The organism is Paenibacillus marchantiae (assembly GCF_028771845.1).
GTDB lineage: Bacteria > Bacillota > Bacilli > Paenibacillales > Paenibacillaceae > Paenibacillus > Paenibacillus marchantiae.
On record NZ_CP118270.1, the window covers coordinates 6,793,287 to 6,814,228 of the forward strand.

General features: G+C 47.5%; 20 protein-coding genes. 2 read left to right on the forward strand and 18 right to left on the reverse strand.

From position 1 onward, the window contains the following. Positions 1 to 32 precede the first annotated feature (32 nt). The 6 genes from PTQ21_RS30540 to PTQ21_RS30565 form a co-directional block, all read right to left on the reverse strand. On the reverse strand, positions 33 to 818 hold the full coding sequence (locus tag PTQ21_RS30540; RefSeq protein WP_274568317.1) for an STM4013/SEN3800 family hydrolase: 786 nt from the start codon (positions 816 to 818) through the stop codon (positions 33 to 35). Continuing rightward, positions 811 to 2,163, reverse strand: a complete 1,353-nt coding sequence (locus tag PTQ21_RS30545) for an STM4014 family protein (RefSeq protein WP_274568318.1) — start codon at positions 2,161 to 2,163, stop codon at positions 811 to 813. Before PTQ21_RS30545 ends, PTQ21_RS30540 begins: the two co-directional genes overlap by 8 nt. A gap of 12 nt (positions 2,164 to 2,175) precedes the next feature. Next, complete coding sequence (locus PTQ21_RS30550) at positions 2,176 to 3,018, reverse strand: STM4015 family protein (RefSeq protein ID WP_274568319.1); 843 nt, start codon at positions 3,016 to 3,018, stop codon at positions 2,176 to 2,178. 367 nt (positions 3,019 to 3,385) lie between these two features. Further along, entirely contained in the window at positions 3,386 to 4,009 is a 624-nt protein-coding gene (locus PTQ21_RS30555; RefSeq protein ID WP_274568320.1) for an XTP/dITP diphosphatase, read from the reverse strand. A 1-nt stretch (position 4,010) separates the two neighbouring features. Further along, positions 4,011 to 4,769: a ribonuclease PH gene (rph, locus tag PTQ21_RS30560; RefSeq protein ID WP_053783129.1), complete on the reverse strand. Its 759-nt coding sequence runs from the start codon at positions 4,767 to 4,769 to the stop codon at positions 4,011 to 4,013. 145 nt (positions 4,770 to 4,914) lie between these two features. Then, positions 4,915 to 5,970, reverse strand: coding sequence for a GerMN domain-containing protein (locus tag PTQ21_RS30565; RefSeq protein WP_063566699.1), 1,056 nt, complete (start codon positions 5,968 to 5,970; stop codon positions 4,915 to 4,917). Positions 5,971 to 6,184: 214 nt separating this feature from the next. Here PTQ21_RS30565 and PTQ21_RS30570 point away from each other — a divergent pair, with 214 nt between their 5' ends. Then, positions 6,185 to 6,751 carry a phosphatidylglycerophosphatase A family protein gene (locus tag PTQ21_RS30570; RefSeq protein WP_063566698.1) on the forward strand — a complete coding sequence of 189 codons (567 nt, stop codon included), beginning with the start codon at positions 6,185 to 6,187 and terminating at the stop codon, positions 6,749 to 6,751. A 131-nt stretch (positions 6,752 to 6,882) separates the two neighbouring features. Here PTQ21_RS30570 and PTQ21_RS30575 read toward each other — a convergent pair whose 3' ends face one another. The 5 genes from PTQ21_RS30575 to PTQ21_RS30595 form a co-directional block, all read right to left on the reverse strand. After that, a complete protein-coding gene (locus PTQ21_RS30575) occupies positions 6,883 to 7,536 on the reverse strand; it encodes a ferric reductase-like transmembrane domain-containing protein (protein WP_274568322.1) in 654 nt (217 codons plus the stop codon). Between the two features lie 33 nt (positions 7,537 to 7,569). Then, the gene (locus tag PTQ21_RS30580) at positions 7,570 to 8,613 is read right to left on the reverse strand and encodes an FAD:protein FMN transferase (protein WP_274568323.1); all 1,044 of its coding nucleotides are present in this window, start codon (positions 8,611 to 8,613) and stop codon (positions 7,570 to 7,572) included. After that, on the reverse strand, positions 8,610 to 9,005 hold the full coding sequence (locus PTQ21_RS30585) for a hypothetical protein (RefSeq protein WP_063566695.1): 396 nt from the start codon (positions 9,003 to 9,005) through the stop codon (positions 8,610 to 8,612). Before PTQ21_RS30585 ends, PTQ21_RS30580 begins: the two co-directional genes overlap by 4 nt. Positions 9,006 to 9,172: 167 nt before the next feature. Next, the gene (locus tag PTQ21_RS30590) at positions 9,173 to 10,162 is read right to left on the reverse strand and encodes an MBL fold metallo-hydrolase (RefSeq protein ID WP_274568325.1); all 990 of its coding nucleotides are present in this window, start codon (positions 10,160 to 10,162) and stop codon (positions 9,173 to 9,175) included. 18 nt (positions 10,163 to 10,180) lie between these two features. Beyond that, positions 10,181 to 10,924, reverse strand: a complete 744-nt coding sequence (locus PTQ21_RS30595) for a class I SAM-dependent methyltransferase (protein WP_063566693.1) — start codon at positions 10,922 to 10,924, stop codon at positions 10,181 to 10,183. Positions 10,925 to 11,233: 309 nt separating this feature from the next. On the opposite strand from PTQ21_RS30595, the gene PTQ21_RS30600 reads away from it, so the two are divergent. Next, on the forward strand, positions 11,234 to 12,109 hold the full coding sequence (locus PTQ21_RS30600; protein WP_072735428.1) for a DUF72 domain-containing protein: 876 nt from the start codon (positions 11,234 to 11,236) through the stop codon (positions 12,107 to 12,109). Between the two features lie 380 nt (positions 12,110 to 12,489). Here PTQ21_RS30600 and PTQ21_RS30605 read toward each other — a convergent pair whose 3' ends face one another. The 7 genes from PTQ21_RS30605 to PTQ21_RS30635 all read right to left on the reverse strand — a co-directional run bounded on the left by PTQ21_RS30605 (position 12,490) and on the right by PTQ21_RS30635 (position 20,840). Beyond that, positions 12,490 to 12,744 carry a hypothetical protein gene (locus PTQ21_RS30605; protein WP_274568326.1) on the reverse strand — a complete coding sequence of 85 codons (255 nt, stop codon included), beginning with the start codon at positions 12,742 to 12,744 and terminating at the stop codon, positions 12,490 to 12,492. A 369-nt stretch (positions 12,745 to 13,113) separates the two neighbouring features. After that, positions 13,114 to 13,437 carry a hypothetical protein gene (locus PTQ21_RS30610; protein WP_274568327.1) on the reverse strand — a complete coding sequence of 108 codons (324 nt, stop codon included), beginning with the start codon at positions 13,435 to 13,437 and terminating at the stop codon, positions 13,114 to 13,116. A gap of 20 nt (positions 13,438 to 13,457) precedes the next feature. Further along, positions 13,458 to 14,339, reverse strand: coding sequence for an RHS repeat-associated core domain-containing protein (locus PTQ21_RS30615; RefSeq protein ID WP_274568328.1), 882 nt, complete (start codon positions 14,337 to 14,339; stop codon positions 13,458 to 13,460). After that, the gene (locus PTQ21_RS30620) at positions 14,324 to 15,283 is read right to left on the reverse strand and encodes an RHS repeat domain-containing protein (protein ID WP_274568329.1); all 960 of its coding nucleotides are present in this window, start codon (positions 15,281 to 15,283) and stop codon (positions 14,324 to 14,326) included. The genes PTQ21_RS30615 and PTQ21_RS30620 overlap by 16 nt, the downstream gene beginning before the upstream one ends. Positions 15,284 to 15,402: 119 nt before the next feature. After that, entirely contained in the window at positions 15,403 to 15,645 is a 243-nt protein-coding gene (locus PTQ21_RS30625; protein ID WP_274568331.1) for a hypothetical protein, read from the reverse strand. A 13-nt stretch (positions 15,646 to 15,658) separates the two neighbouring features. Further along, a complete protein-coding gene (locus PTQ21_RS30630; protein ID WP_274568332.1) occupies positions 15,659 to 20,527 on the reverse strand; it encodes an RHS repeat-associated core domain-containing protein in 4,869 nt (1,622 codons plus the stop codon). Between the two features lie 100 nt (positions 20,528 to 20,627). After that, complete coding sequence (locus PTQ21_RS30635; RefSeq protein WP_079696615.1) at positions 20,628 to 20,840, reverse strand: RHS repeat domain-containing protein; 213 nt, start codon at positions 20,838 to 20,840, stop codon at positions 20,628 to 20,630. Positions 20,841 to 20,942 lie beyond the last annotated feature (102 nt).

A 20,942-nucleotide genomic window follows, 5' to 3' on the forward strand; every position in this document is an offset into this window, starting at 1 on the left:
TTTGTAGTTGTTGATGATATGAATCATTAGTTCTATAAAATAAATTCACGGTAAGGCACATTCCAGACAACATCATGCGCAAGCCTGTGCCCCTGATAGCCATCCTCACCATACGCCGTGCCATGATCGGAAAAAGCTAAACAAAACGTAGGCCGTGAACGCTGCCTCATTGCATCAAACAATGGCCCAAGGGCCTCGTCCACATACCGAAGCGCTGCACGCTGTGTTTCTACCGAGTCCTCTCTTGCACCCTCCACAAAATAGCGATTGGGACCATGGATGGCAGACACATTCAGGAACAGAAACAACCTCTCATCTGGTGCGCTTTGCTCCAGTAGCTTCAAGGCATGCTGAACCTGATGCTCAGTTGATTTAGGGTTGGTTACCCCAAAATTCATCCGCCAGTAACTCTGTTGAAAATAACCTGGCAGCACTTTGGCGAGCGGATTTTTCTTGGTGAAGAAAATGACCCCGCCAATACAAATTGTACGATACCCTTCAGCTGCAAAACCCGATACGATATCTGGTGTGTCGAACAGCCAGGTATGCGGATGAGTCTTTAATCCGGTATTCCGGGAATGAAAAAGTCGTACGTGGGAGGCTTTGTCCGTATTGGCAGGTGTAGGCATGAAGCCACCAAAAAAAGCATGATGTGCCGCATAGGTAAAACTTCCCGGAGTATGGCGCTTCTCCCAAGGACCCGTACCGCACAGGTTGGGGCAATTCTGTTCCTCCAGCTTGGCCACGTCATACCTTAACGTGTCCAGCGTAATCATTAATAGATCATGGGAGCCTACGATGTTGTTCATATCAGTCATGGTTGTAAGGCTCCTTTCGCAGAAGTTCCATTTGCCATTCATAGGTTCCAAGTCCGTTATGCTGCACTCTGTACAACAAATCTCCGAACGGATTCACATCCAGAATATAAGCACGCGGCTCAGTACCTCCACTGAGCATCACATCAATCCCGGCTGACCATGAGTTGGGGAAGGCAGCCATTGCTGCTTTCGCTGTTGTCTGTACTCTATCCATCTGCTGTTCATCCAGCCCTGCTTCTGCAGGCAGCAACCGCTCATTACGCAAATGCAAATTGGTGATTGGTGTCTGACTAAGCCGTACGATGGCATGACCTGCTTGTCCGCCTGCCACAAGCTGGCGAATATCAAATACGCTTGAACCCAGGGAGGCTTTTGCCATCCAACGTTCAATCTGGGCACCCTCAGCACACAGCCAATCCATCAGCGCAGAAATCTCTGAAGTATGTGTGTACTTGCGCAACCGGCCTTCATTATAAAAAATGACCTTTCCCTGAACCCGTTCCATTCCCACAGTGGTTATAGCGATTTCGGCACCCGTTCGCGGATTAATTTGATAGGCAACAACGCCTGAAGCACCGGAGCCACACGCAAGCTTCACGAAAACGCGATTCATACCCGCTGTTTTCATCGCTGTACGCAGGTCCGCATAATTGCGGATCGGCTCCGAAGATTGGAGTGTTGGGGGAACGTGAACGCTATGAGCAGATAGATGCTGCTGGCATTTCCTTTTATCAAACATGATCGCAATGTCATGAGGATCATTCATGAACCGGGCATTAGGCCAATATTCCAGAGCTTCATGGCGAATTCGTTCCAAACAGGCCTTCCAGCCACGAAACCATTGGTTGGGCGCGTAGATCCGTCCCCACTCCTGTTCAAGAGTGAGTGTCTGTTCTGCCGGAATCATTCCCGCAGAAAGGCCATCGATTAACGGAGATACATCATTCACAGCTCCAAGAAAGAGCAGCTCACGCTCTACTTCCCATTCCTCACCAGGGGCATCCAGTCGAATAAGAGGTACACTATTCACTCCATGAACTAAATCATGATTCGCATATAATATCGATGCTGGTGAAGATATCCACGGCTCTCCCTTAACGTGTGTAGTCCCTCGCCCTTCCAGACATTGCTGTACGGCATCCGCCATGGTTCCGCCCCGTCTCCAAGTCTTTAGCAACCGGTCATAAGGCAGCACAAGTGCAGGTTGTAAGCCAATACGCTGTCTTGCCTCCTGTAATCCAAGGGTTCGGCGATTATTCGGGTTTCCAATTAACAATAACGGCTGCTCCAGCGTCATATCCGAATCCTTAACTGGGCTTTGCAAATTTTCTTCCATTTCTGTCATGCCTGACATCATTTATTCCGTTAACGACGGGTAACGCCAGTCATCTTCATCACTCTGTTGTTGCTCGCTAACATCTACAGGTATACCTGAACGTTTCCAGCGAATGAGCATGTCGTCTGTCATGTAGTGGTAACTAAGATTGAGATGTTTCAGTTTTTTGATCTTATCACTAGCGAGCAGCGCCTCTGCCCCTTCATCAGACAACGTGCCCTCTGACAGATCCAGGATTTCAAGTTGATCCAGAATTGGCGCCTCAGCTGCAGCTTTCGCAATCTCATCCTGAATTTCACTGTCTTTCAGACCTAGGTATACGAGCTTTGGAAATAAGCCCTGTTCCAAAAGTGGTAGTACATCTTGAAGTGAACCGTCGAATCCATAATCATCCACGCCCAGATACAGCTCAAGCTTACGCAATTCAGGCAACTTAGCCCGGGCAATTGAAGCCAACACACTTTTGGGAAGACCACCGCAAATAATGATTAATTCTTCAAGTTTGGCATGTTCGATGGGTTCCAGACTTAGTCCGCTGCTGCCCTTCACTGAGAATGACTTCAATTCAGGAAAAGCAGCCAATAGTGGTGTGAGATCCGTCTGAATAATCCATGATACTTCGCATTCTTCAAAGCCCATATCTCCGATGAACAGTTTCTTCAAAGAAGGAAAGCTGGGAGCCAGCTCGATGAGCGTGCCCATAAATTCATCCGGCGAATTTTCATAAGCCTGCCCCCAGTCTCCAATAATCAGACTCTCCAGCGAACCAGCCTCCGGTTTGGCAGCCAGTTCCCTAATCAACGTTTCCATACGAATACCGTTCTCATAATCATCATAAGACACCGTAAGCTTCACTTCTTGCATAAGCAAATCCCCTCCGTTTGAGTTCATTGATGATTCGTTAACTTGAATGTTAACCCATACTGTACAAGACTTGCAACTTCTTCCAACCCCGGTCCTAATGCGCTGCTCAAACGTGAAATATCCGTATTTTTTATATAGGTACAAGAACGTACGTTCCGATATTTTCACTAAAAAAAGCGGGATTTATTTTGGGTCCCACGTATTGGCTTTAAACGAATCTGCTCCACTCATAAAAATAAAAAAACGTTAATGGTCGGTGAAGCATTCCACAGGAATGACTCTTACCTTCCACTAACGCTTTGATATTTAAGCAAGGCCATAATTCACCTTATACATTCATATTCATATGAGCTGATTCGTTTGAATCTCAGCCTTTCAGGCTGGATACGAGCGCTCTCAGGGCATGGCCCCGGTGACTGATCGCCTGCTTTTGCTCCAGCGTAAGCTCGGCCATCGTCATCTCGTATTCAGGCACATAGAAGAGTGGGTCATATCCAAAACCGCCACCACCGGCTGCCTCAGCTGTGATCCAGCCTTCCACCATGCCTTCTGATTCATACTTGTCTCCGGTTGCCGGATCATACAGCACCAATGCACAGACGAATCTTGCTGGACTCAAAAGCGGTTGCTCCGTATCCTCACCGGATTTGAGCGATTCCAGCGCTTCAAGCAGTTTGGCATTGTTCTTCTCATCGGTTGCACCCTCGCCTGCATATCTCGCAGAATATACTCCCGGGTCACCGTCCAACAGATCCACGCACAATCCCGAATCGTCAGCCAGGACAGGCAAACCAAGAGCATCGCCCACTGCTTTGACTTTCTTCCAGGCATTCTCTGCAAAGGTTACGCCATCCTCAACAACATCCGGCAGCTCCGGATAGTCGAACATGCTTTTGACCTCTTTGCCCAGTGGAGCGAATGCATGAGCGAATTCACGTACTTTCCCTGCATTACGGGTTGCGACAATGATAATTGGGCTATCCAGACTCATGTTAGGCTTCTCCTAATCCACGAGCACCGATCTTGAGTGCAATGGGTCCGAGAACTTCTTTTTGACGCTCAATCATCTCCAGAATGCCCTGCTCACCCAGCTCCAGCATCGCGTTCAGCTCACGACGGTCAAATGGTGCTTCTTCACCTGTTCCCTGAAGCTCCACATATTTCCCGCCGCCTGTCATCACGAGGTTCATATCTACCTTGGCTTTGGAATCTTCATCATAGTTCAGATCCAGCACCGGCTGTTCTCCAACTACACCCACACTTACCGCTGCAATGAAATCCGTAATCGGGAATACTTGCAGTTTATGCTGTTGGGCAATTTTGTTCACCGCGAGCGCCAGAGCTACAAACGAACCGGTAATGGACGTTGTGCGTGTACCGCCGTCAGCTTGGATTACATCACAGTCCAGTGTAATCGTACGTTCACCAAGCGCCTGCAAGTTAACGACCGAGCGCAGTGCCCGGCCAATTAGACGCTGAATTTCCATGGTGCGTCCAGTCAATTTGCCGCGGTTCGCTTCACGTTGATTACGAGTATGTGTTGCACGTGGCAGCATGGAGTATTCAGCCGTTACCCAGCCTTTACCCTGCCCTTTCATAAAGGGAGGAACACGTTCCTCCACCGTAGCTGTACAAATAACCTTGGTATCTCCCACTTCAATCAGTACAGAACCTTCGGCGTATTTATTCGTGTTAATTGTTAAATTCATCGGGCGCAGCTGGTCGCTGGTTCGTCCGTTAGATCTCATCATTTCTGCCTCCTACGACTTAAGCATCCTGTAATGTCGAGCTTGTTCACACTTTTACTAATCCCTTCTATATTACCAAAGAGTTCACTTAAAAGCATCCTGTCCCCCAAAGAGTTCTACCAACAGTAGGCTAAAACGCCTTTGTGGATTAAATTGGAATTTCATTGATATATTCAGGCTTCGATACTGGGGCACTGTAATCCCGATTATCATCACTCATGACTGTCTTTTGCCCATTCCATTCGATCTGGACTTTAGCTTCCTTGCCAGCTGTATTCTCGGCCGTAGTCAATACAACGGATTGCAGCAGTTCACTTGGCACGACATCTCCCTCAGTAAACATATCATCTTTGAGTGCAACCGTTACGGTTCCATCCTCAGACGTTTTGACCGATTGCAGCTGCGTTCCGCCCGTCATAACCTCTTCCAGCTCGCCGCCTTTGGCTGGCCCCTTGATCAGTTCATTCAACGCCGCCTGCACCCGGTCTCCACCTGGTGTCACTAGACGTGTAACCGGGACGTAATATTGAATGCCTGCTGGCGAAGCGGCTGAGAAATAAACCGTTACCGGACTGCTGTTGGTCGTGAATGTATCACCCAAATCAAGATTAATGCCTACCGCCCGATTCAGCGGTTCCGGCAGCGGTGTGCTGTTTACTGGCATTTGCGTTAACTTTTTGCCGTCTACCCAAATCTGTACGTTCTGCACATCTGGTGTGCCCGTGAGAGTCCAGGTGACAGCCTCCAGCATTTTGCGCTCGTTCTTGGCATCATACTTGGCAAAATTGCCGGAGAACTCCACGACTGCCAGTTTATCATCCGAATGAATCGTTACGTTCTGAACAACGGTACCCTGCGGGAGAACGCCCTGAAATCCTTCAGGCAGCATCCCAGCATATGGACCACCCGTCACAAGTGTATCCAGAGCGGTCTTGGGACTGCTGACGTCCGTGCCCGACGGAAGCGTCATGGATACTGGAGCCAATAAACCTTGCTGGTCCTGCAGATACACGGTTGTAAGTGGCAGCTTGGCAAGTGATCCGTTGCCTTCGGCCGCCTGAATCATGGCCGCTTCCTGAATCGGCGGCGGCGGATCAATAGCCTCGGAGGACTGTGCCCCAAACATACCACATCCGGATAACACCACAGGAATACTCAACAGCGCAGCTGCAGAAGCTGTACGCAAATAACGGATCTTACTCATGATCACGTTCCCCCTCATCATTTTTACAGTTTGTACTACCATGTATACGAGCCTTTGCCCAAAAAATAACTACTTTTTAAACAAGCTCATCATGCATAAAACTGAAAACAGGCTTTCCATCCCCATCGAGGGATAGCAAAGAAACCCAAAACGGTTAATAACGTATTAGGATACAAGTGTAGGGACATTGCTAACTTCAGAGGAGGAATCGCCCATGGAACATCCGGAGCAAGAAAAAATCCCTTACAGCCTGAATAGCCGTAAAGTGGCAGAGGCAACGAGGGAATGGCTGCACAAGCGGGGCGTTACGATCCCTGAGATCGCAGAACTGGTCATGATGCTGCAGAATAAGTATTACCCAGGTCTTACGATGGAAGAATGTATCGACAATGTGGAGAAAGTATTACGCAAACGTGAGGTGCAGAACGCAGTCCTGACAGGTATTCAACTGGACTTGCTGGCAGAGCAAGGCTTACTCATTTCTCCTTTGCAGGAGATGATTGAGAATGATGAAGGGTTATATGGCGTGGATGAGATTCTCGCATTCTCCATCGTCAACGTATACGGAAGTATCGGATTTACGAACTACGGTTATGTAGACAAGCTAAAACCCGGTGTGCTTGAACGTTTAAACGACAAGAGTCTCGGGCCTGTGCATACATTTCTGGATGATATCGTGGGGGCCATTGCCTCAGCGGCCAGCAGCCGGATTGCGCATCGCAAACAATCGGAGCTTGAAGAAGCTTTGGGAGAAAAACCTGTCAGCGATGATATCGTATAATTTGCATGTGTAATAGGAGTTGGAAATGAACGAACCAAGTAAATTCAACAATCAGACTTCTTCTGATCATGACAAAAAGGCGGCCACGAAGGCCGCTTCTTTTGTGTTGATTCACTTATTTTTGTAATACGCTATTTCAGATGCTCCTGTCTTCCCGCTCCCGCCAAACGATACACCTCAGCCCATTTCTGTTCCGCTGATGGCTTAGGCTGTACACGACTGGGTCCAATTGTAATTTCCGGGCCTTTGCGTTCTCTCAGCATGCCACGAAGTACCGTAATACCAAGAATGCTCAAGCCAGTAAACACATACATCAGACGCAAAATCACATTGCCTGAATCAGAGCCGGTAACCATGCCATGGAACAATAAACCGATGAATACGGGATAAGACAACATATGGAACATAAACCACCATTTGCGGCCGAGCTTGTTACGCAGATCACTGGATAGCAGAACGATCACCAAACCATAGAAGGATAACGTGCCCAGTCCGCTGCCGATCGGATGTACTGAAGCCGTAAACGGAATGAGCAGTTCACTCCAGGTGAATGGACTATAGTGATCAATATATAGGGTTAACGCATGCACGAGCCCAAGTCCAAAGGCGAGCCAGGTCGTTCGGGTATGCCATTTAAACATGGCCGCTTTAGGTTTGCCTTTAGCCATGGGCATGCCTTGAGCAATTCCCAGAAATACCCCCGCAAAGAGCAGCAAATAAGCGGCGATCCCACTAATTCGAATGATATTCCACGTCGGCAGGTAATCTACAATCCATTGCGCCATAACCGGCTCCCCCATATCTGATAGACTTGTCGTTTATATAAGACTGAAGCGGTGATCCGGATCGAAACCAGGCCAGCGTTCAGCGAGCGTGTCGGTATTTCCTCTAAAATAAGTGCTCCCATCCCGGGTCATCCACAGGACATCATGCCGGTCGTAATGACGGTTTAACCAACCTACTGCATCGGCACTTCCCAAAATACAGACGGTCTTGGCAATAATCTCACATTGCGAAGCATGCTGGCCCAGAACGGTACACTGTAGCACATCCGTATCTGCTGGCTCCATCGTCCGGGGATCAATTAAGTGATGTGAAAGGCTTCCGTCCGTATTCTGCCACTGTCTTCGTACCACTCCTGAAGTAGCAATTGCACCTTTCCTCAATTGAATATTCCCTATCAGATTACGCTCCTCCTGATAAGGATCGGTGACTTGCACGGACCACATCGGATGAAGTGTTGTCCCCCATGCCTGAATATCTCCACCTGCATTGATTAATCCGGCCGAAATATGAAGTGTACGTTGCAGCCAATCGGCGATACGCTCAACGGCCCACCCCTTAACAATGCCCCCAAGGTCCAGCTCAGTCCCGGGGTCCTTATGAACCATTCGGCTGCCTTCCCTTTGAATCCAACGTGGGCGGCTATAGTCATATTCGTCTCTCAGCATATCTGTTATATCCAATTGTCGAATGTCCAATCTGCGTTCAGTTCCAGATTGCTGAAGCTCTCTTTGTTGCAGCTGCTCGAAGCTGACATCGTAACCAGAAGCCCGTAGAGCCTGAGAAATACCTGGCTGAAAAATCCCTTCCGTCTGTCCAATATATCCGTATGCCAAACTTAACACTTCATCCATTGCTGCGGAGATGGGCATCCATCCTGTGCAACGATTCAGACGATTCAATTCACTGTCTTCCATAAATCGGCTGAAACGCTGTTCCTGCGCTCCGAACCAATTCTTCACCAAGGCTGCCGCATGCTCAGCTTCTTCCCGTCCTGCGGCTAACTGAACTTCCACGTCCGTGTTCATCGCCCGGAAGCGGAACTTAAGAAGACGGGAGACTTGCTCCGTGCGGCTCATGATGCACCCGTGCGTGACTGATAATTGCCACGGCTGTATCCGGAGTCTGTATCCTGATTGCTGTTCTGATCTGTTATCCAACCGCCCGAAGACCTGCCTTGATTCGAACCGATGGCATTGCTTCCATCGGCCGTTCCCTCATCCAGGCTATAGCCCTCATTGGACGATGCATCGGAATTGCCATCTGCGTTGTTCGTCCATTCGTCCATGACATCATCCTGAGCATCTATCTGAGTAGAAGCTGTACTGCTTATATCGGTACCATTAGCCGCCGCATAAGCGACATCAAAGGCATCAGAAGTTCTTACATATTGAAAGAGTGCAGCCACGGTCAACGTTGCTGCCGCTGAGGCTTGCCATTTTCTCCATTGGTTTCGTTTTTTCCTAGTCATCGCTCTTCCCTGCTTTCTCTGGCGAAGTTCATGCATTTATCATAGAAGTGCTGGCTTAAAAGAAGATGAATGGACGGTTAAGAGAGACTAAAGCTTTCATTTATTGGAGTCGTTACACGCAAAAAAGACTCTGAACAGGCAGTTCTCCTGGTCAAAGTCTTGTAATTCTAAGTATTTTCGATAAAAAAGAACACTCCGTCGGGCTGCTGCTCCTGTACTATACGCTCCCGCCGGATCAATTCCTGCAGATGCGCCAAAGTCTCGCTCATCGCAAAACGAAGCTGATGTGTTCCCAATCGGTCACCAAACATAAACACACAGATATCATACGCATTCGTCGGTGCTTCCCGGATTCGCTCCATCATCTTCTGAAGGCGCTCTTCATGATGAGTAAGCAGATGAACCGTTCGATCGCCAAAATGGCCAAACGGATTCCGATGCCCTGGATATGCCACTTCTACATCCAAAGCCCCCAGTCGATGCAGCCCTTCCATATAAGACAATAAAGGCTGATCGTCACTTCCCGGCTGCAGGCTAATATTCGGTGAGATCTGCGGCAATACGGCATCTCCACACAAGATCTCCCTAGATTCTGTCGCATAGAAGGATAGATGTCCTGGCGCGTGACCACCTGTTTCTACAGCACGCCAATTTTTCCCGCCCATAACCAACCATTCGCCATCTTCAATCGGTGTCACTACGGGAAGTGGCGTAATCTGTGAGATGAATCCCTCCATATGTTCACGGATCTGCTGCGTCTTGTCTTCCGGCATTCCATGGTGACTATAATATTCAGGCAAAACTGTATTTATAGTTGCCTCCGTTCCCCACATGTAATCCGCTTCCTGGCGGGATCGTATGGACATTCGAACAGGCACACCCGTTTGCTGCTGTATCCAGCCGGACAACCCCAGATGATCGGGGTGATGGTGGGTCAGTACAATCTGACTGATATCCTGAAAAGTTAAATCTAAATCTGCGAGTGCTTCGTGCCACTCCTGTTCCGTCTCAGCACTGCGTGGTCCCGGGTCAACAATCGTTATTGTTCCATCCGGTTCATGAAGCACATAGCTGTTCACCCATCGCAGTGGAAAAGCCATAGTAATCTTGACCCGATGCATGCCTGCTGGCATGGGAATGGATTCCGTTCGCTTCATTAATATTCTCCTCCAACTCTACTGCTCCGGCCGATGACCGACAAAAATCATCCGCGGCGATGTCTGCTCATCGTACTTCTCTTCATCATAACCGCCATGTACCTGATCCACCACGAGTCCTGCCTCGTGAAGCAGATCACGTAGTTGTTCGCGAGTGTACAGCTTGACGCGTTCCTGATAGATTCGTGGTTTTTGGCCCGATTCGGTATCGGTAATGTGAATTTCTTTTTGCACAAATCCATCCTGGATCTTGCGAAATTCCTCAATATTCTGTCCTTCGCTTTCACGTGTTGAATGCTGCACCAGATGACGAGTCACATAAGCCGTGTTCATGAAATCAATAATATAGCTGCCCCCCGGCTTCAGCATCCGATGAATGGCGCGTAACACTCTTAGTTGCTCTCCATCCTCTCGGAAATAGCCAAATGAGGTAAATAGATTGACCACGGCGTCAAATCCGCCCTTCAGTGGAAGCTCGCGCATATCGGCGTGATACCACTCTACACGATGTTCGGTATCCATGCTGCGTGCTTCACGCAGAAGCACATCAGACAGGTCGATTCCGGTCACCTGAAAACCAGCATCTGCAAGGGCCAGAGAATGTCGGCCCATACCACAGCACAGGTCAAGTACCTTGGACTTTGGCTGAAGCTTTAACCAATTAATCATTTTATGTACTTCCTGATATGCACCCTGCACATCCCGATGTTTGTACACAAGAAGGTAATCTTCTCCAAAACTCTTTTCATACCATTCCGTCATTACGTATCGCCCTCCACATGGTCACTGGCCCAACTATCCGTAATACGCTGTTCTATCAGCCGGATCATATCTCTATAGCTTTTAGCCATTGTACCGTCTTTATCCTTCAAACTCAAAAATTCCCAAGCGTCGCCCACATTGAACGGCCGGAAACCACACGATATAATGTTAAACATAGTCAGGCCCACGCGAATCGGTTAACTATACATAGAAGTTGATATAGAATCACTATTGTATTTTCATTTTATGAACGCCATGAGAAGTTGAAATATAACGCGACATCAGAAGAAGCAGCAGGAGGTGTTATTTATGATTCGGATTGGACTTACGGGCTGGGGAGATCAGGAAGATTTGTACCCGAACCGTACCAAAGCGAAAGACAAGCTCCGTCTGTATGGACAATATTTTACGACCGTGGAGGTAGACAGTTCCTTCTACGCCGTTCAGCCTCGGGATCGGATGGCACGCTGGGCAGCGGAGACGCCGGAGTCCTTTGCTTTTATCGTCAAAGCCTATCAAGGGATGACAGGACATCTGCGGGGAAAACCCTATTTCACAAGCACCTCGGAGATGTATAAGGCTTTTCGCGAATCCCTGGAGCCTGTCATGGAAGCAGGCAAGATGCAAGCGGCCTTGTTCCAGTACCCGCCGTGGTTTGAATGCAATCGGGACAATGTCAATGAACTGCGTGAAGTAAAACTGAGAATGGAAGGCATCCCGTGTGCCCTCGAATTTCGTCATCGCAGCTGGTATGAAGAGGGCATGCGCGAACGAACGCTTGCATTTCTGAAGGAACAAGGCTGGATTCACAGCGTCTGTGATGAACCTCAGGCGGGGCCAGGATCTATCCCTATTGTACCCGAAGCTACCGATGCCGAGATGACGCTGGTACGTATGCATGGGCGCAATGTATCAGGCTGGCATCAGAATGGTGCACCCAATTGGCGCGAGACCCGTTATCTGTATCGCTACAACCAGGAAGAGCTGCTGGAGTGGAAAGGTTATTTGGAGCAATTGCAAGAGCAGAGCAAAGATGTCTATGTGATTTTCAACAACAACTCGGGCGGTGACGCAGCTGCCAATGCACAGATGATGATGGAGCTGCTGGAGCAGCCTGTGAAGCCCTTTCCTGACCGTACGGAGCGGGAGGAGGAAGAGGGGCCGGAGCAATTGGAACTGTTTTAAGCTTCAACTCAAGATTTAAACTAGAATAAGCTACAGATTCAAGCTTAGCGGATTCATCAGTTCACCTTCGGGCAAATCCTCACTAATAAATTGCCCGACACTCAGTTCGTCCAAACCACTTCTCAGTTATTGGAGGCCTGTCACTTCATCCCTACTTCCCGTCCACATCCGTAACATGGGCTTCCTGTTGGAGCACAGTTGGATTGCCCATATCCATCATATTGATAACTGATCTGACCGAGAAGACCTGAGACCTGAAATCATTTCTCACAAACCATACGTTCTCCGAAGGTTTGTCAAGCGGAGAGGTGCTGATTAATTTTTTATAAGAAAACAACCTTGAGGATGTTTCGCCTCAAGGTTTCATTAGGGGAAAGAACTTATTCATGTTTGTAGTAAGAAATTGACTCAAATAATGGACCAAATATAGGCATCATTTTGGTCATGTACCAATTTATATCTGTTATATTGCTGTAACTCTCTACTTCAACAACTTTACGATTAATATCAGGACTCATTACAAAAGTGCCATTATCACTAATTAAAAAAGTGCCTCCTATATTCGTATCCTTCCAAGTCATTCCAACCCCGATTAATTCTCTTTGCTTTTCTTTTGTACTTAGAATCTTTAACAACTCTTCTTTAGAAATACTTACGTGTTGCCAACCATAATCATCTTCGTCACCGATGGGCAGGAAAGTTGCATGTCCGTGATCGTTATACGACCAACCGAATTTTCTAATTTGCTTAGAATAGTCATTCCTGATATTTGCTTTGATAAGAATATTTCAATAGATGATGAGACAGACATGGATCATCTCTCCTTTTAATCTAAAAATCCCTTAAGACAATTCTCTTCTTTGTAACCCAATCCTTAATCGCTTGAGGAATCCGCGAATTTGAGTATAGAGAGTAAGTGGCATCATTTTGTTTTGCAATCTCATGTCTAGCACTACTCATACCTGATTTAAATTTCGTAACTCCACCAAATATAGAACTTTCTTCTAATTTGTCATTCTTAAATAATCATCTAACTCACTTCCATCTAGTGAAAATAAGGACTCATAAATACACAACTCTTCTTCCTCATAAATAATTTCTATAAAAACAGATACAAAACTAATCGGCTCGTCAAATCTATAATTAATTGTTAAGCTTATTTTGCTAATGTTTGTATCTAGAAGATTCAAATCCACATTATTAAATAACTCTCTATACTCATCCGGCTCCTCCATTTTATAGTTTTCCATATATGACCAAAAGGCTTTTTTAGCACGTTCAATTATATCGTTCGTTGAAGCCCAGTTTAAGAGTTCATCGGTGTTCAAACTTCTCAACTCCTTGATTATTAATGTAATCCCTTTTTAAATTGATCAAAAATAAATTTACCTGCCTCATCAAGATATCCAAAAATTCGATAATCACCATAGTCTTTATTCAAAACCTTAATTTCATGAGTATAAGTTTTACCACCAATGCTTAATCCGTCACCTTTTAATAATTTTATTCCATTCTGTCCTTGCGAGCCCACTAATCCCTTATTTGCTGCTTTTACAAAGGCGTCGACACCTTGTTTACCCCACTTTTTAAATATTTGTTTAAAAGCTTTACTACTAATCGAATCCGAAAGTTTAGCCGCCCCCTGGCTCGATTGCCCATTACTTGATGTCGATGGCTTACTACTACTTGATCCGCTGCTACTGCTTCCTCTCCCCCCTCCTTTACTTCCGCCCCCACCAAAACTTCCTCCAGATGATCGACCTGCGCCAGCACTGGCACTTCCGCTCCCAGATGCTAATCCTTCTAAAGAGTTCTTTGCTGGTCTTTTGGACTCTCCACTAGAGTCGACATAGATTAATGGATTGTTTTCCACATACGTGTATAAATGCAAACTCAGCGGATTCGTAAGTTCCCCTTCCACCGTATCCTCATTTATAAAACGAGCCGTGGACGGGTCGTACCAACGTGCTCTCAGGTACTGGAGGCCAGTCACTTCATCCCAATATTCCCCCGCATAACGCAAGACGTTCGGGACGGTCTCTTCTGTTGTTTCCGGGTTGCCCCAGATATCATAGGTGTAACGGTTCAATACGTTGCCGGATGCATCTCGGACTTCGGTCACATCCCCGTGTCCGTTCGTCACATAGGACTGGAGCTGATTTGCTCCGGCGATCTGCCTGGCAGTCAGTTTGCCGGTGGCATCGTAGACGTACCCTACCGTGATCTGCACCGCTCCTGTACTGCCGACTGTACCTTCCGCCACCAGCAGTCCACGATTACGTAGTAGTAACGAGTCGTCTGGCCTCCTGTTCTTCTCTCGGTCATCAGACCGTCCCCATTGTAACGGTAGCTCACGGTCTGAGCGTTAACCGTAGCACCTGTGAGTTGATTGCGAGCATCGTAGGAATAAGAAGCTGGCACAGGCGGATTCCACTCCCGGTCACTTTCCAGACTGCTCCGGTTATCCCGCACATCGTACGTATACGTCTCCTGATACGGGCTGGATGTTTTAATTCGATTTAGCTTGTCATACGTGAATTGGGAAGCGATCCCCTGATCTGTTTTGCTCGTCATATTTCGGTTGTTATCATAGGCATAGCTGTAGCTCGGGCCGTTTGTTCCCTGGAAAGTATGGCTGAGCCCGGTCAGATTCAGGCCGTTGTACGTGTAGGTCTCTTTCCAGCCAGACCCGGCACTTTGCTCGGCCATACTGTTGTTGCCCCGATAGGTGTAGGCGAAGCTGCCGAGCGTCGTTTCACTCCCATTGGTTACGTTAAGCGATGCTGGAAGTACAGAAGCTCCCTTGTACGACATACCCAGATTGAGCGTGTCATTGCCTTGCTGGAAGGTCTGACGGGTCCGCACGCCTCGGGCATCGTAACCCATCGTTAGCGTAGCTCCGTCTGGATACGTGATGCTCTCCAGTTCTCCAACGGGTGTGTAGGCATATTGGGTGCTTCCGGTAGGGTCGCCCATACTGGTTCTCCGCCCCATGGCATCATAGGTGTACGAGATCATGCCGTCACTGGCCCGGTTCTCAAGCAGGAAGTTGCGGCTGTTGTATACGTAGGTGCGTTCCTGCCCTTTGCGATCCAGCACCTTCGTCACATTGTCATTCGCATCATACGTATACCAAGGGATCGGTCTGGACGAGCAAACGACCAATCTCGTCAAAGCGTTGTCTGGACAGTCTTTGCGTCTGTATAGGTTACTTTAGTTGAACGACCACCTGCTCAAAGCAAGTGGTCGTTCAAGGTGTATATATTATTCAATACAGACATTTGCCCAATAATCTAAACTTTGCTTTCCAACAAATATGTCTTTATTACAGTATCCTCATCAAAAACATAAATTCTCTCACAATGTAAACATCTCCAAACATCGTATCGAGGAGATGGTATTGTTACTGGGTCAATTAAGTCCCCTAAATTTATAATATCGTCCCATTCTTTATCTGTATACACTCTTAATTCAACGTCATTAGGTGCTTTTGAATTCGATAATGTTGCACCACATTTACATTGTAATCTTGCCATAAAAGCACTCCTCTCACGGATAGGTTATATTCCCCTCATTCGTCCAAATTTCAACCTTACCAGGAATTGTTTTGTTAGAGTATGTTCCAGAAGCACGCTTAATAATCTCCTTTGCTTGGTCTACAGTTAATCCTGCGGCCCTAGCGTCAATTATCACTGTGTCTGCTCCTTGTTTCAATCCTTTTTGTATCCTTGTTATACCAGTGTTAATATTAGCATTTTCTAAAGTTTTGAGTTCTGTTTTAATTCCATTGACTTTAAAATCAGGTGTTTTAACTTTTGAATATGGATCTTTCGGAATAATTTCAACATTTTTGCCACTGTTAATCAGATCATTTACAACTTTCTTCTCTGCATTGCTTAAACCATTCAGAGAACCACTAACCTTACCTGATGTCGACGGCTTACTACCAGACGTTCCGCTTCCACCTTTACTTCCACCTCCACCCATGCTTCCGCCTGGGGTCATTCGCCCTCCACTGGCACTTCCACTACCAAGTCCCATTCCCTCAATTGTATTATTCGCAGGGCGTTTGCCATACCCACTTGAATCCACATAGATCAACGGATTGTTTTCCACATACGTGTACAAATGCAAACTCAATGGATTCGTAAGTTCCCCTTCCACCGTATCCTCATTTATAAAACGAGCCGTGGACGGGTCGTACCAACGTGCTCTCAGGTACTGGAGGCCAGTCACTTCATCCCAATATTCCCCCGCATAACGCAAGACGTTCGGGACGGTCTCTTCTGTTGTTTCCGGGTTGCCCCAGATATCATAGGTGTAACGGTTCAATACGTTGCCGGATGCATCTCGGACTTCGGTCACATCCCCGTGTCCGTTCGTCACATAGGACTGGAGCTGATTTGCTCCGGCGATCTGCCTGGCAGTCAGTTTGCCGGTGGCATCGTAGACGTACCCTACCGTGATCTGCACCGCTCCTGTACTGCCGACTGTACCTTCCGCCACCAGCAGTCCACGATTATCGTAGTAGTAACGAGTCGTCTGACCTCCTGTACTTCGCTCGGTCATCAGACCGTCCCCATTGTAACGGTAGCTCACGGTCTGAGCGTTAACCGTAGCACCTGTGAGTTGATTGCGAGCATCGTAGGAATAAGAAGCTGGCACAGGCGGGTTCCACTCCCGGTCACTTTCCAGACTGCTCCGGTTATCCCGCACATCGTACGTATACGTCTCCTGATACGGGCTGGATGTTTTAATTCGATTTAGCTTGTCATACGTGAATTGGGAAGCAATCCCCTGATCTGTTTTGCTCGTCATATTTCGGTTGTTATCATAGGCATAACTGTAACTTGGGCCATTCGTTCCCTGGAATGTATGCGTGAGTCCCTTCAGGTTCAGGCCATCGTAGGTATAGACTTCCTTCCAACCGGACCCTGCACTTTTTTGTGCCAGATTGTTGTTGCCGCGATACGTGTACGCGAAGCTACCGAGGGCCGTTCCGCTACCGTTCGTCAAGCTCAGGGTTGCTGGTAGCGCCGAGGCTCCCTTATATGACATGCCCAGGTTGAGCGTATAACTGCCTTGCTGGAAGATCTGACGGGTCCGCACACCTCGGGCATCGTAGCCCAGCGTTAATGTCGCCCCATCCGGGTAAGTAATACGCTCCAGTTCACCGACGGGTGTATAAACATATTGCGTGCTTCCGGTAGCGTCACCCATACCGGTTCTCCGGCCCATGGCATCATAGGTGTACGAGATCGTTCCGTCACTGGCCCGGTTCTCCAGCAGGAAGTTTCGGTTGTTGTATACATAAGTTCGTTCTTGCCCTTTGCGATCCAGCACCTTGGTCACATTGTCATTCGCATCATACGTATAGGTCGTGACTTGTCCCAGGGGATCTGTCTGGACGAGTAAACGTCCAATCTCATCATAACGTTTCTGGACGGTCTTTCCGTCGGCATAGGTTACTTTGGTTAAGTCACCACCGAGATTGTAAGTGTAACTTGTCTTTTTATTCTCGGCATCGGTCACCGAGGTGAGACGGGACAAGGCATCATAGCCATTCGTGGTCAGGTTGCCGTTTCCGTCAGTGATGGAGATGACGTTGCCCACGCTGTCGTACGTGTAGGTGGCCAGAGCTACGTTGCCGCTAGCCTTGAGCTCTTCCTTCTTGGTCACCTGACCCATAACATTGTGCGTCTCCCGAATCCGGTTGTTTTCCCCATCGGTGATCGTCAGGGTACGCGCCGCATCATCATAAGCCATTTGGGTGGTGGACGTCCCGTCCTGCTGACGAATAACCCGATTGAATGCATCATAGACATACGTTGTCGTCTGACCAGTGGCATCCGTCTGAGCGATCATCCGGTCATAGACATCATACGTATACGTCTTGCTTCCCCGTTCATTCGTTTCACTGGACAACCTGCCCAGCGGGTCAAAACGGTATACCGTTTGGCTCAGATCAGGCGTCTTTACCGTCAACGTATTATTTACGTCATCGTAGGACAAGGTGGTCATGCTTCCGTCCGGATTCTTCTCAGAAATGACACGCCCAAGCTTATCATAGGTCGTCGTTGTCGTATTCTGATTGCCGTCCTTATAGCTGTTCATTTCACCAGTGGCGTTATACCCTGCTTGCACAGTAACGGTAGAACTCTTCCCAGCCGCATCCGTAACTTGGGCTTCCTGCCGGGTAGGCAACATGGATTTGTAACCAAACTCCTGACGAACGATGGTATCCGCCGTCTCTCCCTTCAGTTGGAGCACAATCGGGTTCCCGTATCCATCATATTGATAATTAGTCTGGCCCAGAAGATTGCCTTGACTGTCCCGTATGACGGACTGTGTTAATGATCCCGTAACCGAATCATAACTGTAATTGGTGGTTGCCTGCTGGCTGCTACCGCCCGTTTCCGTACTTTGGGTAAGGGCGATTAGCGGTGACAAGTCGTATCCGCTAAAAAACTTCATCTCATAAGTGGACTTGATCGTTGCACCCAGTGGATTCGTTCGGGCAATCACCTGCCCCCAGTCGTTATACTGGAGTGAAGTCACCGCTGCACTGGAGGCACCGGCCGTATCATACGAACGTTCTTCAATGCGGGTTGGTACATTCCGATAAGCGGCTTCATTGTACGTATAGGCTGTAACCCGCCGCTGGTTTCCTTCGATGGCGCGGGTGCTGATTTGTGTGTTATAGACGACGTCCGGTTTGTTATGTGCAACAAATTGTTTCTTGAAGCTGTACTCGCTGCGGGTTAGCCCATCCTCCACCGTCGTCGTAAAGGTATTGTTTTGTCCGTATATCGCACCAATATCGCCGCTATAACTCACATTGATTTGGTTGGATACTTCCTGTCCCGCTGTGCTGTAGTACACTCTGCGCTGACCATATCGAGGTTGAGTCTCCGCACCAGTCGGCCCCAGTTTTCGCAGTACAGTCCCACCAAAAGTATATTGCGTCATCGCTTTGGTTGGATGCTCAATGGAGGCCAACACGAGCCAGTCATTCCATCCCCAATAGACCTGCTGATTTTCTCCCGTATAATCCTTGTAGAAATCAATCAGGTTGAAAAGGAGACCATTCCATCGAAGGTACCCATACTTCGTTATTCTTCCTTCTGCATCAATGACGTGATCGAGCAATCGTTGTGTACGATTGTTACTCGTCACATTTCGTGTTTTATAGGTGACCACCCGATCATCAAAGGATACTTTGACTTGATTGGTGCTGTATGAAAAATCCATCGTCTGTACAGGCTGTCCCTTGCCTGCCCGACTCATAACAAAACTCAGAACGGTGCCGTAATTGAAGTTGGTAGTGTAATAAAATTCAATGGTGTTATTATACTGATTACGAATTTGCAGAATGTTGCCTGCCTGATCAAAATATTGAACAATACCGGTATTGTAATCTGTTAAAACATAGTACGCTTTTTCTCCCGATACATAGAGATCGGAGTGTACAAGTCCAAAGTCCAGATTCTCCCATGGATACCCTGCCAATCCGCCCGTTTCAGGACGGGCAAATGTACCCATTCCCGGAATGTGAACATACGTCCCACCACCTTCATGCTTCACATAAGGCAAATCCCAGGTCCAGCCTTTACCGATTGGAAATTTTTGTTCCTCTGTTGTCGATTCGGTTGTGTTTTTAAAATCAGGATTTACTCTCGCACCAATCTGGTCCTTGCCCAGCGAGCTGTCATACTTGCGACGCAGAGTAAAATCAAGACCGTTGGCCCCCGGCATGACCAGATCCACCACACTTATATTGAGCGAGCCATCGCTCGTAGAGATACTATCATTTACCGATCCCACTCCATAAGGAGCCTGATCGAACTTGATGGACTGACGTTGCAAGGCAATGTCATCATAACCGTTGGCAGCGAGAGCGAATGAATGAGGTGATGCATACACCTCGTCTGTTACAGAAGGAGACACATATTCATCGTTGTATGTAGCCTCTGTCACCGAGGGCTCATCCACCCGGCCCAACGAACCGGGTTCGTTTTCAAATGTAACTGATTCAGGACTAACTGTTAATGAATGATTCATGGTGTCTGGATATTTCTCTTGTATGTATGTTTCATAGGAGCCTCCTTGCTCCTGAGCAAGTAATGCCTGATAGATTTCATTTAGTGCGTAGCCTTTGCCCAGTTCAAGAACGATCCAGTCCCGTTCCACTTGAAAGCGTTCAGATATGGTCGTAATGGTGATCAGATCATTCGAATCCACAGCGCTTCCCAACGCTGGGTTCAATGAAGCATTACCGTATACATCTTCTGTCACACTCACGGTATCCGGTGTGTCATAGGATGGAGAAGCTACAGCACGTTGTATCCCCGGTTCTGGCGGAAATAACATGGATGCCAAAAAAGCGAAAATAAGCAGGATGGATAGCCCTTTTTTCATATCATTAATCTCTCCTCATATGGATTGTACTTCCCCGTTGGACGAACGCGCACTAACTTTGGATCGTCCCTACTACGATAATTTAAGAATTCAAGCTGACCTATCGCTGAACTATTTTTAATAGATTTCCGTTGGTATCATACTGATATGTATATACCTTTCCATTAGCGGTCGTCACGGATGTTAATCGATTGTTGGAATCATATACATAGGTCGTTTTGCCTGCCGCTTGTACTGATGAAGCCATACACAATATTCCCAGACCTAATACGCATGTTCCAGTCCAGCTTTTCCATTTTCCTTTGTTTTTCAATTCAATTCCTCCCTATGACAGAATAATTGGATCTTCCCTATTATAATAAATACATTTTGTAACTATCTATCAAAATTTGTCGTTTGATCCAGAATATCCAGA

Excerpts from the sequence above, each read along its gene's own strand:
- PTQ21_RS30580 (WP_274568323.1), bottom strand. The coding sequence starts at position 8,613 with ATGAGCCGCACGGAGCAAGTCTCCCGTCTTCTTAAGTTCCGCTTCCGG.
- PTQ21_RS30595 (WP_063566693.1), bottom strand. The coding sequence starts at position 10,924 with ATGACGGAATGGTATGAAAAGAGTTTTGGAGAAGATTACCTTCTTGTG.
- PTQ21_RS30625 (WP_274568331.1), bottom strand. The coding sequence starts at position 15,645 with ATGGCAAGATTACAATGTAAATGTGGTGCAACATTATCGAATTCAAAA.
- PTQ21_RS30565 (WP_063566699.1), bottom strand. The coding sequence starts at position 5,970 with ATGAGTAAGATCCGTTATTTGCGTACAGCTTCTGCAGCTGCGCTGTTG.
- PTQ21_RS30550 (WP_274568319.1), bottom strand. The coding sequence starts at position 3,018 with ATGCAAGAAGTGAAGCTTACGGTGTCTTATGATGATTATGAGAACGGT.
- PTQ21_RS30590 (WP_274568325.1), bottom strand. The coding sequence starts at position 10,162 with ATGAAGCGAACGGAATCCATTCCCATGCCAGCAGGCATGCATCGGGTC.
- PTQ21_RS30545 (WP_274568318.1), bottom strand. The coding sequence starts at position 2,163 with ATGACAGAAATGGAAGAAAATTTGCAAAGCCCAGTTAAGGATTCGGAT.
- PTQ21_RS30540 (WP_274568317.1), bottom strand. The coding sequence starts at position 818 with ATGACTGATATGAACAACATCGTAGGCTCCCATGATCTATTAATGATT.
- PTQ21_RS30575 (WP_274568322.1), bottom strand. The coding sequence starts at position 7,536 with ATGGCGCAATGGATTGTAGATTACCTGCCGACGTGGAATATCATTCGA.
- PTQ21_RS30630 (WP_274568332.1), bottom strand. The coding sequence starts at position 20,527 with ATGAAAAAAGGGCTATCCATCCTGCTTATTTTCGCTTTTTTGGCATCC.
- PTQ21_RS30555 (WP_274568320.1), bottom strand. The coding sequence starts at position 4,009 with ATGAGTCTGGATAGCCCAATTATCATTGTCGCAACCCGTAATGCAGGG.
- PTQ21_RS30600 (WP_072735428.1), top strand. The coding sequence starts at position 11,234 with ATGATTCGGATTGGACTTACGGGCTGGGGAGATCAGGAAGATTTGTAC.
- PTQ21_RS30570 (WP_063566698.1), top strand. The coding sequence starts at position 6,185 with ATGGAACATCCGGAGCAAGAAAAAATCCCTTACAGCCTGAATAGCCGT.
- PTQ21_RS30585 (WP_063566695.1), bottom strand. The coding sequence starts at position 9,005 with ATGACTAGGAAAAAACGAAACCAATGGAGAAAATGGCAAGCCTCAGCG.
- rph (WP_053783129.1), bottom strand. The coding sequence starts at position 4,769 with ATGATGAGATCTAACGGACGAACCAGCGACCAGCTGCGCCCGATGAAT.